Annotated in this window: 22 protein-coding genes; 12 read left to right on the forward strand and 10 right to left on the reverse strand. The window is 58.3% G+C overall.

The genetic code is table 11. The features are described from left to right. Positions 1 to 193: 193 nt before the first annotated feature. Both AC13QE_RS22045 and AC13QE_RS22050 read right to left on the reverse strand, forming a co-directional pair. A complete protein-coding gene (locus AC13QE_RS22045) occupies positions 194 to 688 on the reverse strand; it encodes a sigma-70 family RNA polymerase sigma factor (protein WP_488485384.1) in 495 nt (164 codons plus the stop codon). 228 nt (positions 689 to 916) lie between these two features. Further along, positions 917 to 1258: a hypothetical protein gene (locus tag AC13QE_RS22050; RefSeq protein ID WP_488485244.1), complete on the reverse strand. Its 342-nt coding sequence runs from the start codon at positions 1256 to 1258 to the stop codon at positions 917 to 919. 14 nt (positions 1259 to 1272) lie between these two features. Here AC13QE_RS22050 and AC13QE_RS22055 point away from each other — a divergent pair, with 14 nt between their 5' ends. From AC13QE_RS22055 to AC13QE_RS22065, 3 genes are all read left to right on the forward strand, one after another. Then, positions 1273 to 1599 (forward strand): oxidoreductase, encoded by a 327-nt coding sequence (locus AC13QE_RS22055; protein WP_488485245.1) that lies wholly within the window; start codon positions 1273 to 1275, stop codon positions 1597 to 1599. Beyond that, positions 1596 to 1916, forward strand: a complete 321-nt coding sequence (locus AC13QE_RS22060) for a hypothetical protein (protein ID WP_488485385.1) — start codon at positions 1596 to 1598, stop codon at positions 1914 to 1916. The genes AC13QE_RS22055 and AC13QE_RS22060 overlap by 4 nt, the downstream gene beginning before the upstream one ends. Before the next feature lie 68 nt (positions 1917 to 1984). Next, the gene (locus AC13QE_RS22065; RefSeq protein ID WP_488485246.1) at positions 1985 to 2950 is read left to right on the forward strand and encodes a DUF72 domain-containing protein; all 966 of its coding nucleotides are present in this window, start codon (positions 1985 to 1987) and stop codon (positions 2948 to 2950) included. 10 nt (positions 2951 to 2960) lie between these two features. Here the strand turns inward: AC13QE_RS22065 and AC13QE_RS22070 are convergent, their stop codons facing one another. Further along, positions 2961 to 3230: a hypothetical protein gene (locus AC13QE_RS22070; RefSeq protein WP_488485247.1), complete on the reverse strand. Its 270-nt coding sequence runs from the start codon at positions 3228 to 3230 to the stop codon at positions 2961 to 2963. A 332-nt stretch (positions 3231 to 3562) separates the two neighbouring features. On the opposite strand from AC13QE_RS22070, the gene AC13QE_RS22075 reads away from it, so the two are divergent. Next, a complete protein-coding gene (locus AC13QE_RS22075) occupies positions 3563 to 3766 on the forward strand; it encodes a cold-shock protein (protein ID WP_015343887.1) in 204 nt (67 codons plus the stop codon). Between the two features lie 122 nt (positions 3767 to 3888). Here AC13QE_RS22075 and AC13QE_RS22080 read toward each other — a convergent pair whose 3' ends face one another. Then, positions 3889 to 5187, reverse strand: coding sequence for an NRAMP family divalent metal transporter (locus tag AC13QE_RS22080; protein WP_488485248.1), 1299 nt, complete (start codon positions 5185 to 5187; stop codon positions 3889 to 3891). A 223-nt stretch (positions 5188 to 5410) separates the two neighbouring features. Between AC13QE_RS22080 and AC13QE_RS22085 the strand changes: the two genes are divergently transcribed. Next, positions 5411 to 5995, forward strand: coding sequence for a tyrosine phosphatase family protein (locus AC13QE_RS22085; RefSeq protein ID WP_488485249.1), 585 nt, complete (start codon positions 5411 to 5413; stop codon positions 5993 to 5995). A gap of 102 nt (positions 5996 to 6097) precedes the next feature. On the opposite strand, the gene AC13QE_RS22090 is transcribed toward AC13QE_RS22085, so the two are convergent. Next, on the reverse strand, positions 6098 to 9172 hold the full coding sequence (locus tag AC13QE_RS22090) for an efflux RND transporter permease subunit (protein ID WP_488485250.1): 3075 nt from the start codon (positions 9170 to 9172) through the stop codon (positions 6098 to 6100). A 9-nt stretch (positions 9173 to 9181) separates the two neighbouring features. Then, the gene (locus tag AC13QE_RS22095) at positions 9182 to 10303 is read right to left on the reverse strand and encodes an efflux RND transporter periplasmic adaptor subunit (protein WP_488485251.1); all 1122 of its coding nucleotides are present in this window, start codon (positions 10301 to 10303) and stop codon (positions 9182 to 9184) included. Here AC13QE_RS22095 and AC13QE_RS22100 point away from each other — a divergent pair. Then, positions 10281 to 10697: a hypothetical protein gene (locus AC13QE_RS22100; protein ID WP_488485252.1), complete on the forward strand. Its 417-nt coding sequence runs from the start codon at positions 10281 to 10283 to the stop codon at positions 10695 to 10697. The genes AC13QE_RS22095 and AC13QE_RS22100 overlap by 23 nt on opposite strands. Positions 10698 to 10816: 119 nt before the next feature. Here the strand turns inward: AC13QE_RS22100 and AC13QE_RS22105 are convergent, their stop codons facing one another. Beyond that, a complete protein-coding gene (locus AC13QE_RS22105; protein ID WP_488485253.1) occupies positions 10817 to 11290 on the reverse strand; it encodes a VOC family protein in 474 nt (157 codons plus the stop codon). Between the two features lie 215 nt (positions 11291 to 11505). On the opposite strand from AC13QE_RS22105, the gene AC13QE_RS22110 reads away from it, so the two are divergent. The 5 genes from AC13QE_RS22110 (at position 11506) to AC13QE_RS22130 (ending at position 15968) form a co-directional block, all read left to right on the forward strand. Next, complete coding sequence (locus AC13QE_RS22110) at positions 11506 to 12042, forward strand: GNAT family N-acetyltransferase (protein WP_488485254.1); 537 nt, start codon at positions 11506 to 11508, stop codon at positions 12040 to 12042. Between the two features lie 159 nt (positions 12043 to 12201). Then, a complete protein-coding gene (locus tag AC13QE_RS22115) occupies positions 12202 to 13230 on the forward strand; it encodes an ABC transporter substrate-binding protein (protein WP_488485255.1) in 1029 nt (342 codons plus the stop codon). Positions 13231 to 13265: 35 nt separating this feature from the next. Next, entirely contained in the window at positions 13266 to 14285 is a 1020-nt protein-coding gene (locus AC13QE_RS22120; RefSeq protein WP_112413131.1) for a FecCD family ABC transporter permease, read from the forward strand. Further along, positions 14282 to 15043, forward strand: a complete 762-nt coding sequence (locus AC13QE_RS22125) for an ABC transporter ATP-binding protein (RefSeq protein WP_488485256.1) — start codon at positions 14282 to 14284, stop codon at positions 15041 to 15043. The genes AC13QE_RS22120 and AC13QE_RS22125 overlap by 4 nt, the downstream gene beginning before the upstream one ends. 157 nt (positions 15044 to 15200) lie before the next feature. Further along, positions 15201 to 15968 carry an SDR family NAD(P)-dependent oxidoreductase gene (locus AC13QE_RS22130; RefSeq protein ID WP_488485257.1) on the forward strand — a complete coding sequence of 256 codons (768 nt, stop codon included), beginning with the start codon at positions 15201 to 15203 and terminating at the stop codon, positions 15966 to 15968. Here AC13QE_RS22130 and AC13QE_RS22135 read toward each other — a convergent pair. The 3 genes from AC13QE_RS22135 to AC13QE_RS22145 form a co-directional block, all read right to left on the reverse strand. Next, on the reverse strand, positions 15893 to 16426 hold the full coding sequence (locus tag AC13QE_RS22135; protein ID WP_488485386.1) for a PIN domain-containing protein: 534 nt from the start codon (positions 16424 to 16426) through the stop codon (positions 15893 to 15895). The two genes, AC13QE_RS22130 and AC13QE_RS22135, sit on opposite strands and share 76 nt — an antisense overlap. A 121-nt stretch (positions 16427 to 16547) precedes the next feature. Next, on the reverse strand, positions 16548 to 16721 hold the full coding sequence (locus tag AC13QE_RS22140; protein ID WP_488485258.1) for a type II toxin-antitoxin system Phd/YefM family antitoxin: 174 nt from the start codon (positions 16719 to 16721) through the stop codon (positions 16548 to 16550). A gap of 69 nt (positions 16722 to 16790) precedes the next feature. Continuing rightward, positions 16791 to 17693, reverse strand: coding sequence for a LysR family transcriptional regulator (locus AC13QE_RS22145; RefSeq protein WP_488485259.1), 903 nt, complete (start codon positions 17691 to 17693; stop codon positions 16791 to 16793). Positions 17694 to 17830: 137 nt separating this feature from the next. Here AC13QE_RS22145 and AC13QE_RS22150 point away from each other — a divergent pair, with 137 nt between their 5' ends. Next, the gene (locus AC13QE_RS22150; protein ID WP_488485260.1) at positions 17831 to 19057 is read left to right on the forward strand and encodes an HlyD family secretion protein; all 1227 of its coding nucleotides are present in this window, start codon (positions 17831 to 17833) and stop codon (positions 19055 to 19057) included. The last annotated feature ends 16 nt before the right edge of the window (positions 19058 to 19073 follow it).

A 19073-nucleotide genomic window follows, 5' to 3' on the forward strand; every position in this document is an offset into this window, starting at 1 on the left:
TGTCCGCTTCCCGTTGGATCGAACACTGGATATTGGCATTTGTTCCTCAACTCCTCCGATATAGAGCGGCCTTGCAGAGGTCTCCGCATCGGATCAGGAACCTCCATCTGACGGGCATACGCGGGAACAGATGGAAACCCACACAAAGCCGGAGGTCTCGCGGTGGAGGCAGGGTTGGTGGATAATAAGATCGTCAATAACCCTCTTCGCCGAGGCGCGCCGCCAATTGCTGGCGAGCACGGTTGATCCGGCTTTTCACCGTGCCGATCGCACAACCGAATCTTTCCGCGGCAGCATCGTAGGACCGCCCTTCGATGACAACGTATTGAAGCACCGAGCGATAATGCTCCGGCAATAGATTGCATGCCTCCTCAAGCTCTTTCGCCCGAATGGTCCATTCCTGTGATGGCTGCGCTACTCCATCGCCGGAAACGCATTTGTCGGCGCCGGGAGCTTCGCGCCTGTTGATACGGAATTTGGTGCAGAACGTATTGCGCATGATCGTGAACAGCCAGGATTTCAGTCTCGTGCCACAATCGAATTGGTCGAGATTGGCCAGCGCTTTCGTCAGGGTTTCCTGGACCAGATCATCGGCGTCGTTGACATTTCTGTGAAAGCTACGCGCAAAGGCGCGAAGAGCCGGAATAAGCTCAACGATTTCATCTTGCAGACCGGCCGTTCGGTACATATCGCTCACAAGCCTTCTCCTTGGGAAGCAGCGCATAGCGGTATCCGGCGGCATTGGATCGCAATGCCGGGACTCGCCTGCTGCCGAGGCGCGACGCGCGTCAGCACACTCAGGAGTCGTTGGAACAAAACGACCTGATGAGTTGTGCAGATTTGCTGCTCGCTATGCGCGGTGATGCATATCAGGATGCTTCGGAGCGTTTCCTACTCGGGATACCCCTGGCATCTTTCAAGGGAACGGTTGCATCCAGAGCTTGTTCCCAGAGAAACCAAATAATTGCAGAAGGTCGAAACAGGACGACAGGTCGCTATCGATCGCGCCCAGAAGCGGATCACCGCTTGGAGCCTGGCCGGGCTGCTGAAAGTCGCTGATAACAGGGCGATCTTTAAAGGAAGACATGAGGGGCCACTGGTAAAAAAGGGGCCACTGGTAAAAAGGAACCCCGCCTTTCATACGAACGGCTTGTTCCCGGCATTCGAACAGGTGCCCCCGATCCGCTCCCAACGGACGAAAAATCCAAAAATCCGGAAACAACGGCGCGGTTTCCGAGTTTGAAGGCAGCAAAGCCAAAAGAGGAAATACCAATGTTGACGAGAATGATCGCGGTATGTGCCCTTTCGATCGGCATGGCGACAGCAGCCATGGCGCAGCAATCGGGCTCCGGCGCTGCCGGCACCGGTAGTTCAGGCAGCGGTAACGGTGCCGGAACCAATTCGCAGAACGGAGCTACTCCCAGCGGAAATGGAGGTACTGGTAACAATACGATAGGAACCAATGGCACCCCAAATTCCAATGGTCAATCGCAGGATTGCAATGCCATGAAGACCGGCAAGAATACCGCGCAAGGTACGGATACACAAAGCAGCAGCCAGTCGAGTGACAGCACATCGAGCGGCAATTGCCCGCAGTGACAGCGGCTGGTGAGCGTAAAAAATGTCAGCTGAATTTCACTCCGCTCGTCGCCGGCATTCATAATTTGGATCGCCGGCGGCAGGTGGATCATTCCAGGAGCAGAATCATGATGAACAGTGCTCAAGAGCTCGCCGACGAATATCTGAGGCTCGGCGGCAAAAGACTGCTGGTAATGGATGACAACATCCTATCGACGAACAGTTGGGAGGCCGATCCGCTCGAAGCCGAAGCCTTCTGGAAAAAAGAGATCGAGACATTGCCACCCAGACAGCGCAGCGAAGTCATGTCATTCTTGCCTTCGATCAACGTCACTTGAGACGACAGGACGTTGGACATCGGCAATGTCCCGCATGAACGCAATCCGATGCAAGCGCAATAGATAACATGAAAAGAACTGGAACCATCCGTATCGGTATTTCAGGCTGGACTTACGCTCCCTGGCGCGGTGTTTTCTATCCGAATAACGTGCCGCAGAAAGGGGAGCTCGCCTACGCCTCCTCGCAGTTTCCATCCATCGAAATCAATGGCACTTTCTATGGCCTTCAAACTCCCGAGACTTTTGCCAGGTGGCGGGATACGACACCGGGTGATTTCGTCTTCGCGGTGAAGGGATCCCGCTACATAACCCATCTGCGCAGGCTGCGCGATGTCGAAGTGCCGCTTGCCAATTTCATAGCGTCCGGCGTGCTGCGCCTGGGAAAAAAGCTCGGCCCGATCCTCTGGCAATTTCCTCCGCGACTGCGCTTCGACCCTGTCTTATTTTCCTCTTTCATAAAGATGCTGCCGAAAGATACCGATGAAGCCGCCCACCTGGCCAAGCGGCACGACGAGCGGCTGAACGGTCGCGATTGGCTGCAGGCAGAAGAAAAAAGACCGCTCCGCCATGCCTTCGAAATCCGCAACGAGAGCTTCGTGGACGCCGACTTCATCGAACTCTTGCGGAAGCATAAAATCGGGCTCGTCTGCGCAGATACCGTCGAATGGCCTTTGCTCATGGATGTCACCGCAGACTTCGTCTATTGCCGCCTGCATGGCTCGGAGGAGCTATATGTCAGCGGATATGACGACGAGGCTCTGAAGGTCTGGGCAGAACGGATCGACGACTGGGCGCACGGGCGCGAGCCGACCAAGGCCAACCGTGTCCTGGAGCCGCTGAAACAGCCACAGCGTGGCCGCGACGTCTATGTCTATTTCGACAATGATGTGAAGGTACGAGCGCCGGCCGACGCCCGGCGACTGAACGAGTGCCTTGGACTAACCCCGCAAAAGGAGAGTGTAGCCCCTACGAAGCACCTGCGGCGGCATCGGCGGGAAATTCCAAAGTCCCGACCGCAACATCGGCCAGCGTAATCGACTCAGCTCATTCGAGCTGACCCCATGCCGGGTTCCAATTCACGCCTTCCGACAATTCGACGTAAATCGGCCGCATGATTTCGCCGGACATTTTGTTGCGGGTTGCCCGAAAAGCGTCATCGGGCTCCATCTCCTCGCCCGGAAAGATGGTGTCATCCTCACCGGGCGGCGTGACCTTGCGCAGGAATCCCCGGATCTTATCGCCAGAATGGTAGAACTTGACGACGATAGAACCGGACGGCACCGCGTTCTCGCGATATCGATGATAGATTTCCATCTTACACCTCCCTGAACTCGGTGGTCTCCCAGGCGGGGCAACGCCTTGCCGCTACAAGAGGACCATGCATTTCGTCCCGCACGCGTCCGACCGACCGGTGACAATCCAAACCGTCCTCCTCCGCTTTGGTTCCCACATGAGAATCAAGCCGCGGCCCAAGGTGGCCGAGCGGGGCAATTGGGCGCAAAAAAATCTTCGACGCAATTCAGCGTACGGCGCGTTCAGTGGTCTGATCATAGGCATTTTTAGGTAGCTGGAGCAGATATGCTTGATCTGACAGCGGTTGCCCGCTAGGTTGCCGCCGCAATCAAACGCAAAGATATGGGGATATCATGCCAACTGGCACGGTTAAGTTTTTCAATACAGACAAGGGCTTCGGCTTCATTACGCCGGAAAGTGGAGGACCTGACGTTTTCGTTCATGTCTCCGCCCTGCAATACGGCAACGTGCTTCGGGAGGGACAGTCCGTTTCCTACGACCTCGGTCAGGATCGGAAGACAGGCAAGACAAAGGCGGAAAACGTCAGACCGCTCTGACGATTATAAATATGTCACTACCCGACATTTCGGGTAGTGCACTCGGCCGCTATGGGGCATCTGCCGACGTTTCGCCTGAACCATCGTCAGCCGAAACGGCCATTTGCTTCGTCCGATCGTTCCTACATAAATGCGGTCACGGCCATGCCGATCACGGCAACGAACATGCTAGCGCAGGCGATCCAGCCAAGCGCTTTCAACCCGCCCCGGATGACGAACTGTTTCATGACGTCGCGATTGGTGGCGATCAGCATCAGGATTACCATAACTGGAACCGCGACGACACCGTTGATGACGGCACTCCAGAACAGGGCTTTCATCGGCGGGATGGGCGTAAAGTTCAACAGCATGCCCACCACCGTCGCCAAGCCCACCGTCGTATAGAAAGCCTTCGCCTCGCTCGGCTCGCGTGACAGCCCGACCTTCCACCGCGCCGCCTCCCCGACAGCATATGCAGCCGACCCTGCGAGAACTGGAACAGCCAGAAGGCCTGTTCCGATAATCCCTGTGGCAAAAATGATCTTGGCAAATTGTCCGGCCAACGGCTCGATCGCCTTCGCTGCATCGACGGAACTCTCGATGCTTGTCGCACCGGCCTTGTTAAGCGTGGCTGCTGTAGTCATGATGATCGCGAGCGCGACGATATTGGATGCCGCCATGCCGATGAGGGTGTCCAACGTGATGCGAGTGTCCGCCCTTTTCGCCTCCTGAGGGTGTTTCACAAGCGGTTCCTGCTGTGGCTTCTCCTTCAGATCTTCGGCCTCCTGGGACGCCTGCCAGAAAAACAGATAAGGGCTGATCGTCGTTCCGAAAATTGCGACGATCATGGACCAGTAGTTCGGATCGGTCTTGAAGGTCGGCAGCAGCAGTCCGCGGGTGAAAGGCGACCAATCGATATGCACCACGAACAGGGTCGCGATGTAGGATAAAAGCGCCAGGCTCAGCCATTTCAGGACTGCAACGTAACGCTTATATTTGAGAAGCACCTGCAGAAGGATGCAAATGATGCCGAAGGCAGCGACGTAAATCAGCGAATTGCCGCTCAGCAGCAAATGCGCGGCATCTCCCATCGCACCGAGATCGGCGCCGAGATTGATGACATTGGCGATCAGGAGCGGAAAGGTGATGCTTATCCCCACCCATCTGGGATAACACTTCGCCATGCTGCCCGCCAAACCTCGTCCCGTAGTCCGGCCGATGCGCGCGCTGATCATCTGCACGGCAGCCATCAGCGGATAGGTCAGGAGTAGGGTCCAACTCGCGATATACCCGAATTGCGCTCCGGCCTGCGAATAGGTCGCGATCCCGCTCGGGTCGTCGTCCGAGGCGCCGGTGACCAAGCCCGGCCCCAGGATTTCAAAAATTCTCGGCTTTGACGGCTCGACGACCTCACTTTTGTCATCTATTTGATAGTCGCTCATGACTGCCTCCCAGCAGAAACCGGCACAGCGCATCATCGTGCCGTCCGGTGCGAGCGAACCGCACTTGCAGGCGTTTTGTTCCCGAGAAGCAGATTGCCGGAATGGAATCCGCTCCAGCCCTGGGGCGGGGCTAGCAGGGAGTAAAAAGCGCTTTCACTTCAGAGCGATGGCACTTATCGTATCGCGAACAGCGGAATCGCCAGCTGATTTGAAGGATATGACAATGAGCGTGCTTCTTTCTCCCGAACTCACGGTTTGTGGCATTGAGGAGCTGCCCGATCAGCGCGTGCGAAACGTCACCCACGTGCTTTCCCTCCTCGATCCGGAATATCCCGAGCTCGACGTCTTCCATTCCTATGCCGAACACCATCGCACGACGTTGCGTTTTCACGACATCATAGCGTCAGCGCCCGGGCGCGTGATGCCGCAGCCGGAACATGTCGAAGCGATCCTGAAATTCGGCGCCGAGTTTCAAGCGCAGCAAGACGCTGAGGCGCCGAGCCACCTGCTGGTGCATTGCCACATGGGCGTGTCGCGCTCGACCGCAGCCATGCTCTCATTGATGGCGCAATCAAACCCCGAAGAATCGGGGGAGAGCCTCTTTGCTCGCCTGATTGCCATCCGCCCGCAGGCCTGGCCGAACTCTCAAATGATCGGCTTTGCCGACGAGCAACTCGGCAGGAACGGCGACTTGAAGGCGGCACTTGCCCGCCATTATGGCCGGCAGATCAAGGGACGGCCGGACTTTGTCGAATGGATGACCCGCCTCGGACGCCAGGCGGAACTCGATATGGCAATCCCGGCGTAAAGAGCATGCCTCCGGCCTTACAAGGGCCAGTCTGCACGAAGCTTTTAGCCGCTCGAGCAGACAGCCGGATCATCGCAACGGCCGCCTCGGCGGCCGGCACACTCAATGTGCAGGAGCCGGCTCTGCCTCGGGCGCAGCCTTCTTGTGATGGTCGGCTGCGAGCAGCATATAGACCGCAGGCACGACGAAGAGCGTGAACAGCGTTCCGATGGCAAGACCGGCGGCGATCACAAGGCCCATGTTGAAGCGGGCGACAGCCCCTGCTCCCGTCGCCAGGATCAGCGGCGCGACGCCGAGAACCATGGCGCCTGTCGTCATCAGGATCGGCCGCAAGCGGATGGCGCAAGCGCCTTCGATGGCTTCGCGCTTAGTCTTTCCTTCGGCCTGCAGCGTGTTTGCCACCTCGACGATCAGAATGCCGTGCTTGCTGATCAGCCCCATCAGCGTCACCAACCCGACCTGGGTATAGATGTTCATCGACGCGCCGCCGATGCCGAGGCTGATGAAGGCGAGCGCGCCTGCGATCGACATCGGCACGGACACGAGGATGATGAACGGGTCTCGGAAGCTGTTGAACTGCGCCGAAAGCGCCAGGAACACGATGATCAGGGCGAGCGCGAACGTCGTCGCCATGCCGCTCGATTCCTGCACATATTGGCGCGACTGTCCGCCGTAGTCGACCGAGTAGCCTTGCGGCAATGTCCGCGCCGCAATCGACTTCAGCGTGTTGAGCGCATCGCCGACGGCAACCCCGGGCGCCGGCACGCCGGAGATGGTGGCCGAGTTCAATTGCTGGAAGTGCGCAACCGAGCGCGGCGTCGCCTGGAGTTTCGCCGTCGCGATCGCCGAAAGCGGGATCTTGTTGCCGTTCACGTTTGCGATCGGATAGTTCATGATCTGATCGATGGTCTGGCGTGACCGTTGCTCGACCTGCGGGATGACCTGATAGGAACGGTTGTCGATACTGAAATAATTGACATAGCCGCCGCCCAGCATGGAGGCCAACGCCGAGCCGACATTGTTCATGGACAGGCCGAGGGCCGAGGCCTTGCTGCGGTCGATCTGGATGGAATATTGCGGATTATCGACGTAGAGATCCTTCGTCAGGAAGATGAACTCGCCGGATTTCTGCGCTTCCTGCAGGAAGGCGGTGGAGACCTCGTTGAGCTGTTCGAAGCCGCTGGTGCTGCCGATGGCGAACTGCACGGGCAGACCGCTGGCGCCAGGCAGCGGCGGTATCTGGAAGACGACGGACTGTCCGCCGGCGATCTTTGCCAGATCGGCCTGAACCAGCGGCTGCAGCTGATCGGCCGTTCTCGTACGCTGATCCCAGGGCTTCAGCACCATGCCTTCGAAGGATGTGCCCGGCACCTCGACCTGCAACGTCTTGTCGGTTTCGGGGAAACTGCGGAAGATCTTGGAGACCTGGTTGGAATTGAGCAGCTTCTGCTGAAGCGTTGCATTGGGAGGGTTCGTTACCTGCGCGGCCAGGAAACCCTGGTCCTCGTTAGGTGCCAGCTCGCTCTTGGCGCTGGTATAGAGGAAATAGATGCTGCCAAGCACGATCACGGCAAAGACCAGTGCCACCGGCACGGTGTTCAGGCTGCCATGCAGCATGCGCACATAGGGCCGATGGATCTCCGAAAAGCGGCGATCGATGAAGTCGGAAATACGCTCTTCCCAGCCGCTGCGATCGGTCAAATGCGGCTTCAGGATGCGCGAGCACATCATCGGCGTCAGCGTCAGCGCAATGATCATGGATACGGTAACGGCGCCGACCAGCGTGAAAGCGAATTCCGTAAACAATGCGCCCGTCAGGCCGCCCTGGAAACCGATCGGCACGTAGACGGCGATCAGCACCACCGTCATAGCGAGGATCGGCCCGACCAGTTCGTGCGCCGCGTCCAGCGCCGCCCTCATGGGTGTCGATCCCTCTTCGATGTGGCGGTTGACATTCTCCACCACGATGATGGCGTCATCGACGACGAGGCCGATCGCCAGAACCAGGGCGAGCAACGTCAAAAGATTGATAGAGAAGCCAAAGATCAGCATCATCGCGAAAGTGCCGACCAGCGACAGAGGGATGGCGACGACGGGAATGGCGACCGATCGCGGCGAACCGAGAAAGGCGAAGACCACGAAAATGACGATCACAAGAGCTTCGACCAGGCTCTTTACGACCTCATCGATCGAGGTGGTGACGAAGGTGCTGGAATCGTAGACGATGTAGCCTTCGAGCCCCTGCGGCAATTGCTGCTGGATGCTCGGAAACACCGCGCGCACACCGGCGATCACGTCGAGCAGGTTGGCGGTCGGGGCGATCTGGATGCCCATGAACACACCGTCCTGCCCATCGAAACCGATCTGGACGTCAGGGTTCTGGGATCCGAGCGCCACGGTCGCGACATCCTTCAGCCGCACGATCGTGCTGCCGATCTGCTTGACCACCATTTCCCTGAATTCATCCGTCGAATGCAGGTCGGTCCTGGCCGTCAGCACCGTCTGCGTCATCTGTCCGCGCGTGGTGCCGATGCCGGAGATATAATTGTTGGCGCTGAGCGCGGTCCAGACATCGCCGGCCGACAGGCCATAGGCGGCAAGCTTGTCCGGCTGCAGCCAGGCTCTCAGGGCGAACGTTCGCGCGCCGAGGATTTCGGCCGTCTGAACGCCGTTGACCGCCTGCAATTTCGGCTGGACCACGCGCGTCAGATAATCAGTGATCTGGTTGCTGGCCAGAACGTCGCTTCGGAAGCCGATATACATGGCATCGATCGACTGGCCGATGGAAACCGTCATGATCGGCTGTTGCGTTCCCGTGGGCAGTTGATTGAGAACGGAAGATACCTTGGCGTTGATTTCGGTCATCGCCGCATCGGCGCTGTAGTTGAGCCGTAGGTTGACGGTGATGGTCGACGTGCCGCTGGTGCTCGTCGAGGTCATGTAATCGATGCCGTTGGCCTGCGCGATGGCGTTTTCGAGCGGCGTCGTGATAAAGCCGGCAATGACGTCGGGCGCCGCACCGGGATAGGTGGTCGTCACCGTGACGACGGCGTTCTGCGTCTGCGGATATTGTCGCACGGTCAGCGAGCGGAACGACTGATAGCCGATCACGATAATCAACGCGCTGACCACGAGAGCAAGAACGGGGCGCTTGATGAAGATATCGGTGATATTCATCGCCACACCTCAGTTGGGGTTCGCCGGGTTCGCATTGGGATCGTTCGACGGCTGGACTTCGTTGTTGATGATGACAGGCGAGCCGTTGTTGAGTTTCAGCTGGCCTGACGTGACCACCACTTCGCCCGCATTCAAGCCCTTGGTCACGGAGATCTGATCACCCCGCGCCTGCCCGGTGCTGACGAACTTCTGATTGGCGACAAGCTGCGGCTTTCCATCCGCCCCGTTGCCCTTGTCGGTCACCACATAGACGACGTTGCCGTAAGGATTGATGGTGACGGCTGTCTGCGGCAGGGAGATGTATTCCTTCGGCTCCCCGACCACCACCGTTATGTTGCCGAACATGCCCGGCAGCAGCTTGCGATCGGAATTGGGGAAGGTTGCCCGGATGGTGATGTTGCGGCTCTGCGTATCGACGAGCGGGCTGATCGCCGTGATCTTGCCGTCGAAAGTCTGATTCCCATAGGCATCGACCGTCGCCGTTACCGCTTGGCCGACCTTCAGCTGTGACAGAGCCTGTTGCGGCATCGAAAAATCGAACTGGATCGGATCGAGCGACTGCAAGGTGACGACCGCGGTTCCAGCCGATAGGTACTGACCGAGGCTGACCAGCCTGATGCCGAGATGGCCATCGAAGGGAGCGCGGATCGAATATTGATCGATCAACGCCTGCTGGGAGGCGACCTGCGCCTGCGCCGCCTTCCATGTCGCCAGATCACTGTCGACCTGGCTTTGCGCGATGGTATTCGCCTTGATCAGCTTGGAATCGCGGTCATAGGCGATCTGAGCATTGGCCATCGTCGCCTTGTATTGTTCAAGCGTCGCGATCTGCTGATCGGCAAGCAGCTGCACGATGAGATCGCCCTTCTTGACGTCCTGGCCGTCTTCGAAGCCGATCTTCTGGACGATGCCCTGGACCTGCGCCGAAAGATTGGCGCCTTCGACGGCATTGAAGCTGCCGATCGATTGCAGCGTCGTCTGCCATGGGCTCGCTGCCGCGGTGATTGTCGAGACGGTCTGCGGTGGCGCCTTGAGATTAGCCAGGTAGGCCGCAATCATGCGATTCTTGAATGCCTGGAAGCCGAAGATCCCGCCAAGGATCAGGCCTATGACGATCAGCATGATGATCATGCGTTTTATCATGAGTGTCAGCTCTACTCTTCGGGAACAGGTCGGGAGAAATTCTATTGGTGTCGGCGCGACGGGATTTCACGGCAATTCTATCAAAAACCCGCCGGCGCCGAGACAGTCGCAAGCATATGGCAGCCTGTGGCCAATCTCTGTATGGAAAGTAGCCTTTATCAAGGCTGACAGGTTCGATCAGCCAAATTCCTTGGCTGCTGCGCCGGTCACGCGGATTTCGCCCGCTGAAGACGACACTGACCTTGCAATGATTCCAGCTGGCGGCGTTTCGTGCGGCCATCCTCTGCAAACCTCACCAGTCAAACGCCAACGGCCACCGCTTCATTTGATCAAGGATAAGTTGCCGATATCCGATCTACAACAGCCGGCTGCATATTCCTGAAACCATATTTAATGGAGTCTTGAATAAAAGCAATCATGGCGTCGACGCCGCCGCCTTCGCAAATTGCCGCGGCATCGGCGATCTAGATAAAGGATATATTTGAGGAAGGGCTTCGCGCGTCAGCCTCGGCGTGCTGCTTCGATCGCGGCCACATCGATCTTCCTCATGGTCATCATCGCGTCGAAAGCCCGCTTTGCCTGATCGCCGCCCTCGCGCAGCGCCTCCATCAAAACACGCGGCGTGATCTGCCAGGAGACACCCCATCTGTCCTTGCACCAGCCGCATTCTCTTTCCTGGCCGCCGTTGCCTACTATGGCGTTCCAATAACGATCCGTCTCTTCCTGATCTTCGGTGTAGATCTGAAATGAAAAGGCTTCGTTGTGTTTGAACATCGGACCGCCATTCAAGCCGACGCAGGAAACACCCGCAACCGTGAACTCGACGACCAGCACATCGCCTTGCTTGCCCTCCGGATAGTTTCCCGGTGCGCGGATGACGGCACCCATGGCACTATCTGGAAAAGTCTCGACATAAAAATTGGCGGCGGCCTCTGCGTCCTTGTCGTACCACAGGCAAATCGCGTTCTTTGCCATTGTTCTACTCCTCCTTCTCTCCAACTCCCGGATTGGTGAAATAGGCCCGAGATCACATTTCTCCACCCTGATCGGCACTATTTCCGGTTAGCGACTACTGGCTTACCATCATAACCCTGCCACTCGGTCAGCGTGAAAACGTGCGCACTCTGCAGCAAAGTCGGCCTATGGCCCAATCGCTTTAAGAAGGACTCGAATATGGAAAGCGAAATCATATGAGAAACATCGGATCGCAGATCGAAACGCCGCGGCTGCTGCTCCGTCCTTCGCGGCTGTCCGATACTCCTGCTCTGTTCGAATTTCTGGGCGACAAGGAGGCCATGAAGCATACGCATGCGGACGTGACGCCTGGCGAATGCCGTCGCAGGATCGCGGTTCACGAATGGTGCCGGCGGCGCGATGGATATGCACCCTGGACCGTTGTCAGAAAGAATGACGCAAGAATCATCGGCTGGGGCGGCTTGTACGATGATCCGTTTGACCCAGGCTGGGGCTGCGAACTCGGATACTTTTTCCGTCGGGACGCCTGGGGATATGGCTACGCATCGGAATTGGTCGCCGCGGCACTACATTTTGCCGACGGGGAGCTGCGGCTTGGCGAAGTCCGCGCCTTTGCCCATCCTGAAAACACAGCTTCCAGGAAGATCCTGGAAATGGCGGGTTTCGGGATCGTTCGCTTCGTTCCTGAGATGAATCGCCTGCTCCTTTCCAGAGCCCGGCGTGAGGACAACATAGTAGATCGAGACCGATGAGAATTACGTCTTCTCTCGAGAATGCATGGCGGGCAAGTTTATAAACGCGCGTCGTATAAATAATATGACTTTTTTTATCTTGTTTTGATCCGGTGACACGTCTATATCGCGCACGCGCCTTCGTTCGATCTCGTCGACAATAGTCATCAGGATATTTTCGTGACCATATTGAAATCAGTTTTGACCGTTTCAGCTCTTTGCGCGACCCTTGGGTTCACCACGGCGGCAGCCACTGCCGCTTCGACCAGCTATCCACTGACCATCGATAATTGCGGCGTCAAGGTCACGTTTCAGAAGGCTCCGGAGCGCGCGATCGGGCTCGGCCAGAATAGCGCCGAAATTCTTCTCCTGCTCGGCCTCGAAAACAAAATGGTCGGCACGGCGTTCTGGCCCAACAAGGTTCTGCCGCAGCTTGCGGAAGCCAATTCCAAGGTCAAGCTGCTGACGGTCGAGTTCCCGACCTTTGAATCGATCCTCGCAGAAAATCCTGACTTTGTCACTGCCGCGCTCCCAACCCTGATAGGACCGAGCAGCAAGGTGGCAAAGCGCGAGGACTTCGAAAAGCTCAATATTCCGACCTATGTTTCCCCCAGTATGTGCCCAGCCCAGGGAGCCTCTCAGGACAAATACGGCTATGCCGCCCGTAGCCAGATCTGGAACATGAGCACGCTCTACCAGGAAATCGACGAGCTCTCGCAGATTTTCGATGTCCGAGACAAGGGCGAGGCGCTGATCACGGATCTGAAAAAGCGGGAAGAGGCACTGCGCGCAAATGTGCCGAAGGATGGCAAGAAGCTCTCCTATGTCTTCTGGTTCTCCAGCCCATCCCCGTCTGCAGATGCCTATGTCGGCGGAAAAAACAGCCCGTCTGGCTATATCGCCGACCTTCTCGGCGGAACCAACGCCATCAAAACCGATGCGGAATCGCCGCAGCTCGGTTGGGAAAGCATCATCGCTAGCAATCCCGACGTCATCGTGGTCACGCAGGTCGACCGCAATCGCTGGGAACTCGACAAAGTCCAGGCGAAGATCAAGTTCCTAACGACCGATCCGGCGACCAGCCAGATGACGGCGGTGAAGAACAAGGCCATGGTGATCATGCCCGCGCAGGCAATGAATCCGAGCGTGCAGACAATTTTCGGCGCCGAACAGGTGGCTGAGCAGCTGAAGGCACTCGGCCTCAGGTGAGCATCGTGGCGGAAACCAGTAAGTCCGGTAGCCTTTTGCCGCGGGTCGCCGCCCCTGCCGGACTTTTTCTGGCGTGTCTTGCAGCGATCGCGCTGGTGGTCGGCATCAGTGTGGGGATCGGCGACATGCCCATCCCGCTTTCCACGACCTATTTCGCCATCACGAACAAGTTGGGCTGGACCTCGGTCGAGCTCAATCGCATCCATGAAACCGTCATCTGGGAATATCGGCTGAGCCGCGCTTTGGTCGCCGTATTCTGCGGCGCGGGTCTCGCGCTTTGCGGTGCGATCATGCAGTCCATGCTGCGCAATCCCTTGGCCGAGCCTTACGTGCTCGGCATCTCCGCCGGCGCCTCCACCGGCGCGGTTGCTGTCGTTATTCTCGGGATCGGAGCTGGCGCCGTTTCGCTCTCCGCCGGTGCCTTCGCCGGTGCTTTTGCGGCCTTTATCCTCGTCGCAGTGCTTTCGAACGGAGCACGCGGTGGCCCGGACAGAACGATTTTGGCGGGAGTTGCCACGTCGCAGCTATTCAATGCAGCGACATCCTACGTCGTCACCACCTCCGGCAATGCCCAGCAGGCGCGCGACGTTATGTTCTGGCTGCTCGGAAGCTTCAGTGGTGTGCGCTGGCCGGAATTTGCCCTGGTGTCGATTGTCGTCGGATTGGGTCTGATCGTCTGCCTGTTCTATTCGCGTCTGCTTGACGCTTTCGCTTTTGGCGACGAGGCGGCCGCCTCGCTCGGCGTAAATGTCGGCCGCACCCGCATCATTCTGTTTGCGCTGACCGCGGTCATCACGGCAACCATCGTCAGCATGGTCGGCACGATCGGCTTCGTCGGTCTGGTCGTCCCGCATGCGGCGCGCTTCGTCGTCGGACCGCTTCACATCCGGTTGCTGCCTGCCTGTGCAATTACCGGCGCCATCTTCATGGTTCTCGCCGATATCGCCTCCCGCATCCTTATTCCGCAGCAGGTTCTGCCGATCGGCGTGGTCACGGCGCTGGTCGGCGTTCCCTTCTTCTCCATCATTCTCTACCGGCTCCAGCGGGCATCATGAGCATAAAGGCCGACAATATCACCTGGAAAATCGGCGCGAAGACCGTTCTCAACGGCGTCTCTTTCGAGGCGCCTGCAGGCACGATGCTTGGTCTCCTCGGGCCGAACGGCTCCGGCAAGACCTCGCTTCTGCGTCTGCTTGCGGGGCTGAAACGGCCGAACTCCGGCCGCATCACCCTGCAAGAGAAGGATCTGCAGCAGATGTCCCGCCGCTCGATCGCAAGGCGTGTCGCCTTCGTCGAGCAGCACAGCACAACCAATGCCAATCTCAGGGTCATCGACGTCGTCAAGCTCGGTCGGTTTCCGCATCGCTCGATGTTCTCAGGCTGGACATCGGCAGATGATGAGGCCGTGGAAGACGCTCTCGAGCGCGCCGGCATGAAGGAGAAACGCGAGGACCGATGGCAGAGCCTGTCGGGCGGCGAAAAACAGCGCACTCACATTGCGCGGGCTTTGGCACAGTCGCCGAAGGAACTGATCCTCGATGAGCCGACCAACCATCTCGACATCCAGCATCAAATCGGTCTGATGCGCTTGGTTGCCGGCCTGCCCGTCACCAGCATCATCGCTCTCCACGATCTCAACCACGCCGCGATGTTCTGTGATCAGCTGATCATCATGCAACAAGGCGGGGTCGTGGCCTCCGGAACCCCGGAAGACGTGCTGACGGAAGATTTGCTGAGAAATGTCTTTGCCGTTGAGGCAAGGATCGAGACCTCTCCTCACCACGCCCGGCCGCACATTCACTATCTGCGCTGAGGGGAAATTCAGAATCTGTCCCCTGATCATCCTTGCCTCGAACTGCAACCGAGCGCATCTTTCGCAATGACCCTCGGCATCTCCGAGAGTTTTGATTGGCATCGGCAAAGGGTCGCATCGGCATCGATTTTGCGCGTGTGGCGGATGGGGGAAATGCGTGACGGATAGGCTCAAGGGCAAGATTGCCATCATTTCGGGCGGCGCCACCGGCATGGGCGGTGCAGCGTCGCGCCTGTTTGCGGCGGAAGGCGCCAAGGTGGCGATCATCGACAGAAACGGCGATGCGGCGGCTGAGACCGTGCGCGAAATTCGCGATGCCGGCGGCATCGCCGATCATTGGGTCGCGGATGTTTCGGATGAAGCGGCCGTCAATGCGGCGGTCAAAAGCATCGAAGACCGCTTTGGTGCGGTAACGGTGCTCTTCAATCATGCCGGCACCATCGTCATCAAGCCGTTCCTCGAAACGACGCTTGAGGAATGGGAATGGCTGCATGGCGTCAACGTCCGCTCGATGTTCCTGATGACCAAGGCTGTGCTGCCGGGCATGATCGCAGCCGGCGGCGGTTCCATCGTCTGCACCTCGTCGATCTCGGCTGTTGCCGCAACTCCGATGGAAGTGCTCTATGACACGACGAAGGGAGCGGTGCACATGTTTGCCCGCGCTATCGGTGTCGAGTTCCGCGATCGCAATATCCGCTGCAATGCCGTCTGCCCCGGCTTCATCCGCACGCCGCACGGGCTGCGCGAAGTGGCGGAGTTGCAGGCTCTGGGCGTCGATGTTTCGGATGCGGCAATCGCGGCCCAGCAAGGGCGGATCGGCGAACCCGAGGATGTGGCGCGGGCCGCCCTCTATCTTGCTTCCGACGAGTCCAACTTCGTCAACGGCATCCATCTTTTCGTCGACAACGGCTTTACCGCCATCTGATCACTGACACAGCGGTAAAGACACCAAATATTCTGTCGAGACGGCGTCAGCGCCCCACCTGATCCGGTGACTTGACGGCTACGCCGAAGGGCAGGAAGTGTTTGAGATTGGCGGTGATCACGGTCAGCATTGTGAATGCTTGCCGTTCCCGCGATCATCGCATCCGCCGTGCAGGGACTATGCCCGGCGATGACTGCTTTCGCCTCGAGCCTCCCGGATTCAAGAGCGATGTCCTTGTCGACGGGCAGGATGTGATCACCATAGCCGGCAATCAATCCCTGCAGCCAGGTATGAATTCCCGCAGCCTTTGCTTTGGCGCCTTTTGCTTCCAACAATCGCACGCCCTTTTCGATCTCGTGGATCGTCAGGGCTGAAAGGTAGATCGCATCCTGCCGATCCTGTTCATCCACCCATTCGGCAAACGTATTCGATGCGCTGGCTTTGGACGGAGCGAACATGGAGATCGCGTTGGTGTCGAGAAGAAAGCTCACAAATCGACCTCGGGAGATGGAGCGGGATTTCTGGAGAAAACATCCTCGGTAGGATTGAGATCAGCGGGAAAGGTCTTCAGGTATTGAACTAGGCTCGGTCGGCCCTTCCGGATCGCTTTTTTGCCTCTTCGGCTGCCTTCACGCTGACAACGACGGCTGCGGCACGCCCATGACGGGTAATTGTTACAAACTCACCGGCTACAACCTGATCGATGATATGGGAAAACGACGCCTTGGCATCCTTTAAGTTGATCATTGTCATGGCAGGCTCCTAAAAAAGGGGCACTTATGACCTTTTTTAGGAGCACATTCTTGCAAAATCAAGGCGCGTTCAGGTCATCCACTTGCGGTGCTCAACGAAACGCTCTGCCAAAAGGTCGATGAACAAACGCACTTTCGTCGGCAGATGACTGCGGTTGGGATAGATTGCGCTGATGGTGAATTCCACGGCGCGGTAGTCGGGCATGACACGCACGAGACGGCCGGCGGCGACCTCTTCGAAGACGATGAAGCTCGGGGCCAGAAAAATGCCCTGTCCGCTTGCCAAAAGAAAGCGGAGCGTCTCGGCATTGTTCGAGATGACATTGCCTGAGATCTTGACCCTCACTTGCTTCCCGTCAGCATCTTCGAAACGCCATTCGTCGCCGTAGGGATAATAGGTATATTGCAGGCAATTATGCTCCGCGAGGTCGGCCGGCACTTTCGGCATAGGATGCGTTTCACGATATTCGGGCGAGCAGACGAGCATATGGCGCCAAGGCGCGAGCTTGCGCGCGACGAGCGTCGAGTCCGGTGCCGGCAAGGTTCGGATCATCAGATCGTAGCCCTCCTCAACCATGTCGATCGACCGTTCGCCGACGTTGAAATCAAGCGAGATCGCCGGATATAGCGTCATGAACTCGTTGACGACGGGGAGCAGGAAACGCACGATGGCGCCGCTGGTATAGAGCTTCAGCGTGCCGCGCGGCATGGTGCTAAGCGCGCCCGCCGTCCGGTCGGCCTCCTCGAGATCGGCAATGATCTGCGAGGATCGCTCATAATAATATTTGCCGGTTTCCGTCAGGCTGACCCGGCGGGTCGTGCGGTTCAGAAGCCGCACGCCGAGGTGATCTTCCAATGACTGCACATGGTTGCCTACCATGGTGACCGACATGTTGAGGCGGCGGGCGGCGGCAGAAAAACCGCCACATTCCACCACCCGGCCAAAGACTGCGAGGCTGGTCAACCGATCCATATTGTCCTCGGATTATCCACTGTGACTTGATGATCCTTCCCGATTTGAGGAGATTATCAGAAGGATCGTTCGGACGCATCTTCATGGCATCAAAAATGACCCCAAACAAAGGGGTGGCGCACTGAAGGAAACGGACGATGGTCGAACTACCGCGCAACGAGGCGTTCAAGAACGCAAGCCAGGCCGATGCTGCTCCAGTCAACGAGGTCGCGAAATCTCCCGCCGCCGACGTTCCGCAAGGAAGAGTTGCCGAAGCGCCTGTCGCTGACGCCAGCCGCAAGGCAGATAGGAAGCTCATCAAGCGCGGCTTGTTGATCGCCGCGCTGCTAGCCGGCGTCGCGGTCGCGGCGGATTTCGGCTATCGCTACTGGACGGTCGGACGCTTCATCGAATCCACCGACGATGCCTATGTGAAGGCCGATTACACCACGATTGCGCCAAAGGTCGCCGGCTACATCAAGGAGGTGCTTGTCAACGACAATGACCATGTCAAGGCTGGCCAGCTGCTTGCCCGCATCGATGACCGCGACTTCCAGGCAGCACTTTCCCAAGCAAAAGCCGATTTAAAGGCCGCGGATGCAGCGATCGCCAATATTGATGCGCAGATCCAGCTGCAGCAATCGCTGATCGGGCAAGCCAAGGCAACGGTCGACGCGTCGCAAGCCTCTCTGGATTATGCTGTATCGGATGCCGCCCGTTCGGCTCGTTTGATTACCAACGGCGTTGGCACACAGTCGCGCGCTGAGGAGACGGAATCGGCCAGAAGGCAGGCAACGGCCGCTGTCGAGCGCGACCAGGCCGCGTTCGTCGCGGCTCAAACCAAAGTTCCCGTGCTGCAGACCCAGCGAGACCAGGCAGCCGCCCAGCGTGATCGCGCCGCTGCGGCCGTCCAGCAGGCCGAGCTCAATCTTTCCTATGCCAACATCGTCGCAGCCGTCGACGGCACGGTCGGTGCCCGCTCGATCCGCGTGGGACAATATGTGACGGCGGGTACGCAGCTGATGGCGGTGGTGCCGCTGCATTCGGTCTATGTCGTTGCTAATTTTAAGGAAACGCAGCTGACCTATGTACGTCCCGGCCAATCGGTCGAGATCAAGGTCGACAGCTTCCCTGACGTCACCATCAAGGGCCATGTCGACAGCCTCTCGCCGGCAAGCGGGCTCGAATTCTCGCTGCTGCCGCCTGACAACGCCACCGGCAACTTCACCAAGATCGTCCAGCGCATACCGGTTAAGATCGTCATTGACGACGATAATCTCGCCGGATTGCTGCGCTCGGGCATGTCGGTGGAGCCGGAAATCGATACCAAGGCTGCCCAGACATCGACAGCCGGCGCACAGGGATCATCCAGCCAGGCTGGATGATCCTTCCCGATTTTCG

This window comes from Martinezella sp. CNPSo 3957 (genome assembly GCF_057784395.1).

Excerpts from the sequence above, each read along its gene's own strand:
- AC13QE_RS22045 (WP_488485384.1), bottom strand. The coding sequence starts at position 688 with ATGTACCGAACGGCCGGTCTGCAAGATGAAATCGTTGAGCTTATTCCG.
- AC13QE_RS22055 (WP_488485245.1), top strand. The coding sequence starts at position 1,273 with ATGTTGACGAGAATGATCGCGGTATGTGCCCTTTCGATCGGCATGGCG.
- AC13QE_RS22065 (WP_488485246.1), top strand. The coding sequence starts at position 1,985 with ATGAAAAGAACTGGAACCATCCGTATCGGTATTTCAGGCTGGACTTAC.
- AC13QE_RS22070 (WP_488485247.1), bottom strand. The coding sequence starts at position 3,230 with ATGGAAATCTATCATCGATATCGCGAGAACGCGGTGCCGTCCGGTTCT.
- AC13QE_RS22075 (WP_015343887.1), top strand. The coding sequence starts at position 3,563 with ATGCCAACTGGCACGGTTAAGTTTTTCAATACAGACAAGGGCTTCGGC.
- AC13QE_RS22080 (WP_488485248.1), bottom strand. The coding sequence starts at position 5,187 with ATGAGCGACTATCAAATAGATGACAAAAGTGAGGTCGTCGAGCCGTCA.
- AC13QE_RS22085 (WP_488485249.1), top strand. The coding sequence starts at position 5,411 with ATGAGCGTGCTTCTTTCTCCCGAACTCACGGTTTGTGGCATTGAGGAG.
- AC13QE_RS22090 (WP_488485250.1), bottom strand. The coding sequence starts at position 9,172 with ATGAATATCACCGATATCTTCATCAAGCGCCCCGTTCTTGCTCTCGTG.
- AC13QE_RS22100 (WP_488485252.1), top strand. The coding sequence starts at position 10,281 with ATGACGATCAGCATGATGATCATGCGTTTTATCATGAGTGTCAGCTCT.
- AC13QE_RS22095 (WP_488485251.1), bottom strand. The coding sequence starts at position 10,303 with ATGATCATCATGCTGATCGTCATAGGCCTGATCCTTGGCGGGATCTTC.
- AC13QE_RS22105 (WP_488485253.1), bottom strand. The coding sequence starts at position 11,290 with ATGGCAAAGAACGCGATTTGCCTGTGGTACGACAAGGACGCAGAGGCC.
- AC13QE_RS22110 (WP_488485254.1), top strand. The coding sequence starts at position 11,506 with ATGAGAAACATCGGATCGCAGATCGAAACGCCGCGGCTGCTGCTCCGT.
- AC13QE_RS22125 (WP_488485256.1), top strand. The coding sequence starts at position 14,282 with ATGAGCATAAAGGCCGACAATATCACCTGGAAAATCGGCGCGAAGACC.
- AC13QE_RS22135 (WP_488485386.1), bottom strand. The coding sequence starts at position 16,426 with ATGTTCGCTCCGTCCAAAGCCAGCGCATCGAATACGTTTGCCGAATGG.
- AC13QE_RS22140 (WP_488485258.1), bottom strand. The coding sequence starts at position 16,721 with ATGACAATGATCAACTTAAAGGATGCCAAGGCGTCGTTTTCCCATATC.
- AC13QE_RS22145 (WP_488485259.1), bottom strand. The coding sequence starts at position 17,693 with ATGGATCGGTTGACCAGCCTCGCAGTCTTTGGCCGGGTGGTGGAATGT.
- AC13QE_RS22150 (WP_488485260.1), top strand. The coding sequence starts at position 17,831 with ATGGTCGAACTACCGCGCAACGAGGCGTTCAAGAACGCAAGCCAGGCC.